This window comes from Candidatus Margulisiibacteriota bacterium, assembly GCA_031268855.1.
Taxonomy (GTDB): domain Bacteria; phylum Margulisbacteria; class Termititenacia; order Termititenacales; family Termititenacaceae; genus Termititenax.
This window is the reverse complement of the sequence record JAIRWS010000140.1, coordinates 1-7,526: the sequence shown is the minus strand read 5'-3', so window position 1 is coordinate 7,526 and position 7,526 is coordinate 1. Positions and strand designations below refer to the sequence as shown.

Genomic DNA, 7,526 nt, shown 5'->3' with positions numbered 1-7,526 from the left:
TACAGCGCGAGCAAAACGCACACCTTGCAGGATACAGCGATTGGAAATAAAACAATATATGTCTGGTTGAAAGACGCGGCTGGTAACACGAGCAATATGATAACGAACAGCATTGTTTTGACTGACAGTGGCGGGAGCGGGGGCAAAATACTCATAAACGGCGATGCGGCGTATACGAACAATAAAAGTGTAACACTGGTCGTCAGCGAGATACACGCGTTGGCGCAGGACATGCGGGTGTGGAATAGCGGGGAAACGGCTGGAATATGGGTCAGCAAGAACGTCGCGCCAGGCGCGTGGACATTGACAGATACAGACGGGCTAAAGACTGTGAACATCGAATTCCGCAATGCGCATGGCAATGTCACCTGGAGCGGGACGGCGGACAGCATCATTCTCGACACGGACGCTCCGTCCGGCACATTGGAGATAAACGGCGGAGAAACCACAACTGACAACGCGATATTAAAATTGGCCTTAACTGCGTCAAGCGACACAGTCAGCATGAATATCAATGAGACGGATGCCTGGAGTATCTGGCAAAACTATTCAACGCAAAGCAGTTATGCCCTGCTGGACGCGGCGACTGGAAACAAAACAATTTATCTCTGGTTGAAAGACGAGGCCGGAAATATCAGCGCGACAATTTCCGCCAGCCTAATTTTGGACGGCTCTACCAGCGGCGGCGCTACTCCTGATGTTGCCGTTCCGGCTGCGGTTGTGCCGGTCGGCAAGAAAATTTATTCGTATCCCAATCCCGCGCAGCCGCGCAAAGAAGATATCACGATCGCTTACAGCGCGGACAAAGACGGCGTGGTAAATATCTATCTTTACAACATACTGGGCGAAAAAATATGGTCGGCGTCCGGCTATGCCCGAGTCGGCGCAAAAAATGAGGTTGTTTGGAACGGCCATGATGCTTATGGCAGCGAGGCCGGCAACGGCGTTTATATTCTGCTGCTGACCGATGAGCGCAAAAAAGTTTTGGCTAGAGGGAGGCTGACGATACTCGATGATTAAACGCAGCCTGCTCATATTATTTTTGGCTTTTTGCTGGGGCGCCGGAACCAGACAAGCCATCGGTTTGGACGCCTTGAGCGTTGGCGCGGACGCTATGGCGCGCGGCGGCGCCTATTTGGCCGCCGAACAAAGCGGCCACTATGGTTTTCAAAATTATGCTTTTTTGGGACGTGTTTCCGCGCCGCGCTTTTCTTTGACCGCGTTTGATCTGATCAGCGAAGTCGGTTATTTTTCCGCGGCGTACAGCCAGAATAATTTTAGCCTGGGTTTTTTGCGGGTGCAGGAGTCCGGCGGCGAGCTGCGAGACAGCGCTGGCAATCCGCGGGGCGGAGAGATCAGCTATACGGACAGCACGCTTTACGGCGCTTATGGTCTGGCTATTGGCCATTACTCACTTGGCTTGCGCGGCAAATTGCAAAGTAAATATTTTTCCGAAGTGGATGTTTCCGCCGCCGGTCTGGCGCTGGATTTGGCTGGCGCCTATCAAGCGCGGCCTTATCTGATCCTGGGCGCCGAGCTGGCAAATATTCTGGCGACCGAGCTGTCCTGGTCAAACGGCCTGGCGGAAAATTACGGCCGTTCTTTGGGTTTAGGCGCGCTTTTCAAAATTTTTGGCGCGGACGGTTATTGGTCAAATTACCAGCAGCCGCTGCACGTGTACACGGATCTGCGCGCGGTGGAAACAGATTATTTCTGGGGTGGCGGCGTGGAATACTGGCTGGGCCGCCATATTGCTTTGCGCGGCGGTCTGAAGCAGACACGCGACGCGCGCGGCGAGCAGAACGCCAAGGTGCTGAAATTTACCGCCGGTGTGGGTTTTAATTACGCCAATATTTATTTTGATTATGCTTATAATTCCGGCGATACTGTCGCGGAAAACATCACGCATTTTTTCACAGTCTCTTATTGGTGGGACGAGCCGCAGCCGCCGCAGGCAGCTAAAAAAGAGATCCAAAAAGCCAAGCCAGTAAAAAAAGCCGAGAAAAAACCCGCCAAGAAAACCCCCAAGCGGACTTTCCGCTCTACTCTGAACAGCGCCAAATTATAAACTTTCTTTTAAAGCTGATTGGCTTTTTTAGCCCGAATATTTTCCAGCGTGATCTCCAGATTTTGTTTGGCCAGACCGTTATGCGGATTGACCTTTAACGCCTTTTGAAAACAAGTCCGCGCGGCTTCGTAATTCTGCAGATTATTATTTAGGTAGCTGCCGTAGCTGATAAAAACATGCTCATCTTCAATGCCGAGATCAATGGCTTTTTTCCAGTCCGCCGCCAATTCTTTTTGACTGGCCTTGAAATTTTTTTCTTTGAGAAAAGCGCGTCTTTGATACAGCTTGCCGTCCCGGGGATTAAGTTTGATCGCGCGGTCATAATCCGCCAGCGTGGCTTGATAGTTTTCCAGCCCGTAATACGCGTTGGCGCGGTTGGTGTAATACGCCGGATTGTCCGGGTCCAGCTTGATCGCTTTGTTGTAGTCCAGCAGCGATTTTTGGTAGAGATAAATTTGCAGATAAGCGTTGGCACGGCCAAAATAACTCACCTTATCTTGAGGATTAACTTGAATGGCTTTGGTGTATTCTTTGATCGCGCCGTTGTAATTGCCAGCCTCGTATTTATGCAAACCGCTGGCGTTATATTTTTCCGCGGTAGGCGGCGCGCCGGGCGCGGTAAAAAACAGCAGATAAACGCTGAGCGCCGCGGCGATTGCCAGCGCGGTCAGCAAGCCGAGCCCGTAAAATATTTTTTCTTTTTTTGGCTTTTTGGGCTTTTTCATGAATTCCCCCGCTTTGAAATAATCGTGCTTAATTATAGCACAATGACATAACCCGACAGCAAGAGGCGCGGGGCAGGTATTAAAAACTTGAATCGACTGAAATAAACTTACGATATCCTATTGCAAGGAGCAGGTTATGCGTAAAGTTATGCTGGCGCTCTTGTTGATAGTATGGGGGTATGCTGAAATTTTTTCCGGCTGTGTTGTCCGCGGCGGCAAATGGGACAATTACGGTTTTACGCTGCGGCTGGACAATGCCGCGCGCTCCTACACGGCCGTCACCGCGGTCAATGGCAGATTTGCGCTGGATATTTTGCCGGACAATTACAAATTATCTGTGGCCGACCAAAATGGCCTGATCGTGGCCGAAGAACAAAATCCGGATCTTTCTGTTTATTATTTGCTGCGTCTGTCCGGCGCAAAAGCGAAAGACAATCTGCTGCTGGCGCTGACCACTTTGGTAATAACCGCGGCGATGCTGCTTTTGGCGGTGCTGGTCTGGATCGTCAAACGTCCGGCACGGCGTTCTATTTGTCTGCCGCTGCTGGCCGGCAGTTTTGCTCTCTATACCGCGACCGACGCCGCGCAGGATTTGCTGGCTCTGAGCGGACTGGAGCCGCAGGCCGGCGCTTTGTTTTTCTTGAAACATATTGGCCTGGTCTGGTTCGGTTATTTATTTTTTCGCTTTTGGCGCGCCGACTTTGGCCGGCTCCGGCTGCTGCTTTGGTTTGAAACACTGATCCTCTGCACCTGGCCGCTGCTGGGACTGGACAGCGCTTTTGAGGATTTCTGGCTTTTTAGTTTCGCGCAGCTGCGCCTGCTGATCATGCTGCAGTTATTTTTGTTTCTGTTGACCGGCATCTTGACCGTTTTCCTGCGCTGGCTGCGGGAAAAAGACAACTGGCGCAAACGCACGCTGGCGGTCACGCAGTCTATTTTTATCGCGCTGTTAGCGCTGTTCAGCGCGCTGGTAGTCTGGCCGCTGCTTTACCGCCAGGGCGCGGAATTTTTTGACCGGCAATATATTTTGACCGCGTTGATTTTCGGCCTGATCGTTTTTGTCTGGCTGTCCTGCGCGGAAATTTACCAGCATGTTTTTCAAACGCAGCTGTGTCTGGAGAGGCAGGAGCGTTTAAGCGCGCTCGGCAAATTAGCTTCCGGTTTGGCGCATGAGATCAAAAATCCGCTGGCGGCTCTGCACAATCTCGTGGCTGTTTTGCCGGAGAATTACCGGCGGGCTAAATTTCGCGCCGAGTTTATGGATATTGTGCCGCGGCAGATCGAGCGGATCAATCAGCTGGTGACTGGCCTGCTGGACTTGAGCCGCGCCGGTGACGGGCAAAAAACAAAATTTAATCTCAGTCAGCTTTTGGAAAAAAGCCTGGCGCTGCTGACCGGACAGGCTGTCCGGCAAAATGTCCAAATCGAAAAAAATATCGCGCCGAATATTGAATTCAGAGGCCAGCCCAACGCGCTAGAGCAGGTCTTTTTGGATCTGGGACTCAACGCGCTGCAGGCTATGCCTCAGGGCGGGGTCTTAAAAGTAACGCTCAAGGAAGACAAAACTCTGGTCTTTCAGGATAACGGCTGCGGTATCCGGACGGAAATATTGCCGCATATTTTTGACCCGTTTGTCACGACCAAAAAATCCGGCACCGGTTTGGGCTTGAGCATTGTCAAGAAAATCCTCGACGAGCATAAGGTTAAAATAGAGATCGCTGCCAAATGGAAACAGGGCGCCACGGCGACTTTATTTTTTTATTAGCTGCCGCAAATGCTGGTCGGCGGTGGATTCCAAATATTTGACGGTGTCCGGCGGCAGCGTATAGCCGCGTTTTTGTCCCCAGCGCAGATATTTGTAAACCAGCCAGGGATCTGCCGAGGCGCGGGTCCACAAGCCGGCAAAGAGCTCCGCCCAGTCCGGCTGCAGATCCAGCAGACTGACCGCAAATTCCGTGCTGTCCAGCCGCTCCTGGAGCAGCTGTTTTTTTTCCGCCGCGCTGCTTTTTTGCCAAAAGATTTCCAGAGCGGCCTGCCGCAAATATTTATTGGCGTGTTCTAAAAACCGGACGATCTCCAGCGCGGGCTGTTCGGCGAGATTATTTTTACTGATTTCCAGCTCGGCGGCGGATAAAAATTTTTTGTCCACCGGATCCGGCGGCACGGAACCCAGCGGCGTTTGTTTTTGTCCGCAAAAATTGCAAAACTTAGCCTCCAGATTGAGGAGTTTTTTACAGGCGGGACATTTTCTCTGCGTGCTGGCCATAGCTGGCGTTCATTATAGGATATAACAATTGATTTGAAAATAAAGCCGCGTCTCACACGGTCGCGTGAATTGAAACTATGCTATAATTTTTTGATGCGCAAAGGATTTATTTATGTCCGTTTGCAGATCTATTTTGCGCTGCTGGTTTTGGTGATCGGCAGCGCGTTGTTTTTGACCTGGGATATTGTGCGGCGAGACTGGCAGCTGCACGCGCGGCTGAAAGAAAATCTGCTGGCGCAGAATGTTCTGGACAAAATGACGGAAGATTTAAAATACGCCGATAGTGTGAATGTTTACGCTGACCGTGCGCAGTTTGCCAAAGACGGCGCGGAGTATACTTATCTCTTGAATAATCAGCGTTTGGCCAGACGCAAAGACGCTTATTTGTATCTTACTCCAGCGAAAATGCCGCTGCGCGCTTTGCATTATGAGCTGCAAGATGGTTTGCTGGAAATTATTTTGCACGGCGAAAAACAAACTTGGGTCAGGCTGGTGCGGCTTTGAAAAAAGGTTTTGCTTATCCAGCGGCTCTGCTGATCTTGAGCATTTTGCTGCTGGCCGCCGCTTATTTTTCTCTGACGCTTAGGGTTGGGCGGCAGAATGGGCGCGCGGACGTGGCGGCGCTGCAAGCGCGCAAGATGGCCGAGAGCGCCGTGGTGTATTATAGAGAAAAACAACCGCCGCTCGCGCGGCAGCAGGGCGGTTTAAAAATTGACCTGGACGCTTTGCTGACGCTGGAGGGAACGGAGGTTGTTTTTGACAACGCCGGTTTCCGCCTCGTGGCGGCCGCGAATGATATTTATTTTGTGGGCTATGCCGGCCGGCCAGCCGCGCCGCAGGCTGTTTATGTGCTGTATACTAAAGCCGGGGGAAAACTGACGCCATGGCGCGAATAATATTTTTTTGTTTATGCTGTGCTCTGCTCTGGGCGGAATATTTGCCGAATAAAATTTTGGTGGAATTAAAGCCGGCGGATAAAACCATCCAATCTTTAAGCGCGGCGGACGTTTCGCCGAGACTGGAAAAATTGCTGAATAATTACGGCCCGGCGCATGTAGAGCCGTTGCATGCAACGGCTTTACATGCGCCGCGCGGCTACGGCCTGCTGCAATCCGCCGCCAGTTTTTTGGATAATTATTATGCTGTGGAATATCCCTCTTCTATAAATGTAGAAATGCTGGTCGAGATTTTAAAAAATGATCCGGAAGTGGCCGACGCTCAGCCGGTCTTTATATATAGAATACAGGCGATTCCGAATGACAGCGATTACTCTAATCAAGCCTGGTATTTTGACTTGATCAGCGCGCCGGCCGGCTGGGATATTGCGACGGGGGGCGCGACAGTAAAAATTGCGATTTTAGACACGGGTGTTTCTTTAAATCATCCTGACCTGAAAGATAAACTTTTAGCCGGCTATGATTTTGCCAACAATGACGCCGACCCGGATGATGACCATGATTATACAGACAGCAAGGGCAGGAGCCGCAGCCACGGCACAACTGTGACCGGGTTGGCAGCGGCTAGCGGTGATAACGGTCAGGGCATAGCCGGTCTGGACTGGAACGCCAGGATCATACCGATCAAAGTAATGGACAGTAGCGGCGAAGGCCGAACTGACGACATTATTAAAGGAATAAGATTTGCCGTGGAGCAGGGCGCTGATGTGTTGAATATGAGTTTGGGACAGCCTGGCTATGATCAGGCGCTGGAAAAGGCCTGTGAAGATGCTGTTAAGAACGGCGTGATTTTAGTGGCGGCCGGCGGAAATACCGGCGGCGAAAATCCGCTCTATCCGGCCGCTTATGCCAGTGTGCTCAGTGTCGGCAGTGTCGGCAGTGTCGGTAATCGTTCCTGGTTTTCCGTAAAACGCTGCGATGTTATGGCGCCCGGCGAGAGCATGTACTCTACGGTCTATTTTGATGATGCTGGGGATAACGGTTATGCAAATAATGGTAGCGGCACAAGCTATGCCGCGCCGCTGGTTAGCGGTCTGATGGGTTTGCTGCGCGCTCAGGACCCGAATTTAAAACCGCAGGAAGCTCTGGAGATAGTGAAAAAAACAGCTAAACCGGCCGGCAATTATACAGAGTACGGCTGGGGAATTATCGATGTTTATCATGCGCTGACCAGAACGCCTTATTCGCGCGATTCCGGCGGTGGCAAAAATCTCAAGGTTCTTTCCGCGCCCAATCCGGCGCAAAAGGCCGCGAATTTTTCTTTTGCGGCGGATCAGTCGCTGGACAGCGTGCGGATCTATATTTACGATCAGCGCGGCCGCAAAGTGCAGGAGCTGGATTACGGAGGGAGTTTGCTGGGCGGCGTGTATGTGACGCCGGAATGGGATTTGCTGGGCTCCGACGGCAGAACGCTGGCCAACGGCTCTTATATTTATGTGGTCAAAGCCACAGCCCGGGACGGCTCGGTCAGTTACGGGAAAAATATTTTGAGCGTGGTACGGTAAAGGTAT

Annotated in this window: 8 protein-coding genes; 6 read left to right on the top strand and 2 right to left on the bottom strand. The window is 51.6% G+C overall.

What is annotated here, in order from left to right; all coding sequences use genetic code 11:
- Both LBJ25_08255 and LBJ25_08250 read left to right on the top strand, forming a co-directional pair.
- Nucleotides 1-1,020, top strand: a 1,020-nt coding sequence (locus LBJ25_08255; protein ID MDR1453946.1) for a hypothetical protein, incomplete at its 5' end; no start/stop codon positions are given.
- Nucleotides 1,013-2,068 (top strand): hypothetical protein, encoded by a 1,056-nt coding sequence (locus LBJ25_08250; protein MDR1453945.1) that lies wholly within the window; start codon nucleotides 1,013-1,015, stop codon nucleotides 2,066-2,068. The genes LBJ25_08255 and LBJ25_08250, both read left to right, overlap by 8 nt.
- Before the next feature lie 8 nt (nucleotides 2,069-2,076).
- On the opposite strand, the gene LBJ25_08245 is transcribed toward LBJ25_08250, so the two are convergent.
- The gene (locus tag LBJ25_08245) at nucleotides 2,077-2,793 is read right to left on the bottom strand and encodes a tetratricopeptide repeat protein (GenBank protein ID MDR1453944.1); all 717 of its coding nucleotides are present in this window, start codon (nucleotides 2,791-2,793) and stop codon (nucleotides 2,077-2,079) included.
- 136 nt (nucleotides 2,794-2,929) lie between these two features.
- Between LBJ25_08245 and LBJ25_08240 the strand changes: the two genes are divergently transcribed.
- On the top strand, nucleotides 2,930-4,558 hold the full coding sequence (locus LBJ25_08240; GenBank protein ID MDR1453943.1) for a hypothetical protein: 1,629 nt from the start codon (nucleotides 2,930-2,932) through the stop codon (nucleotides 4,556-4,558).
- Here the strand turns inward: LBJ25_08240 and LBJ25_08235 are convergent.
- The gene (locus tag LBJ25_08235) at nucleotides 4,544-5,059 is read right to left on the bottom strand and encodes a zinc ribbon domain-containing protein (GenBank protein ID MDR1453942.1); all 516 of its coding nucleotides are present in this window, start codon (nucleotides 5,057-5,059) and stop codon (nucleotides 4,544-4,546) included. The genes LBJ25_08240 and LBJ25_08235 overlap by 15 nt on opposite strands.
- Nucleotides 5,060-5,152: 93 nt before the next feature.
- Between LBJ25_08235 and LBJ25_08230 the strand changes: the two genes are divergently transcribed.
- The 3 genes from LBJ25_08230 to LBJ25_08220 are packed head-to-tail and all read left to right on the top strand — an operon-like array spanning nucleotide 5,153 to nucleotide 7,520.
- Nucleotides 5,153-5,563 carry a hypothetical protein gene (locus LBJ25_08230; protein ID MDR1453941.1) on the top strand — a complete coding sequence of 137 codons (411 nt, stop codon included), beginning with the start codon at nucleotides 5,153-5,155 and terminating at the stop codon, nucleotides 5,561-5,563.
- Nucleotides 5,560-5,955 carry a hypothetical protein gene (locus tag LBJ25_08225; protein MDR1453940.1) on the top strand — a complete coding sequence of 132 codons (396 nt, stop codon included), beginning with the start codon at nucleotides 5,560-5,562 and terminating at the stop codon, nucleotides 5,953-5,955. Before LBJ25_08230 ends, LBJ25_08225 begins: the two co-directional genes overlap by 4 nt.
- Nucleotides 5,943-7,520: a S8 family serine peptidase gene (locus LBJ25_08220; protein MDR1453939.1), complete on the top strand. Its 1,578-nt coding sequence runs from the start codon at nucleotides 5,943-5,945 to the stop codon at nucleotides 7,518-7,520. The genes LBJ25_08225 and LBJ25_08220 overlap by 13 nt, the downstream gene beginning before the upstream one ends.
- The last annotated feature ends 6 nt before the right edge of the window (nucleotides 7,521-7,526 follow it).

Coding starts and splice junctions, on each gene's coding strand:
- LBJ25_08235 (MDR1453942.1), bottom strand. CDS start 5,059: ATGGCCAGCACGCAGAGAAAATGTCCCGCCTGTAAAAAACTCCTCAAT.
- LBJ25_08230 (MDR1453941.1), top strand. CDS start 5,153: ATGCGCAAAGGATTTATTTATGTCCGTTTGCAGATCTATTTTGCGCTG.
- LBJ25_08250 (MDR1453945.1), top strand. CDS start 1,013: ATGATTAAACGCAGCCTGCTCATATTATTTTTGGCTTTTTGCTGGGGC.
- LBJ25_08240 (MDR1453943.1), top strand. CDS start 2,930: ATGCGTAAAGTTATGCTGGCGCTCTTGTTGATAGTATGGGGGTATGCT.
- LBJ25_08220 (MDR1453939.1), top strand. CDS start 5,943: ATGGCGCGAATAATATTTTTTTGTTTATGCTGTGCTCTGCTCTGGGCG.
- LBJ25_08245 (MDR1453944.1), bottom strand. CDS start 2,793: ATGAAAAAGCCCAAAAAGCCAAAAAAAGAAAAAATATTTTACGGGCTC.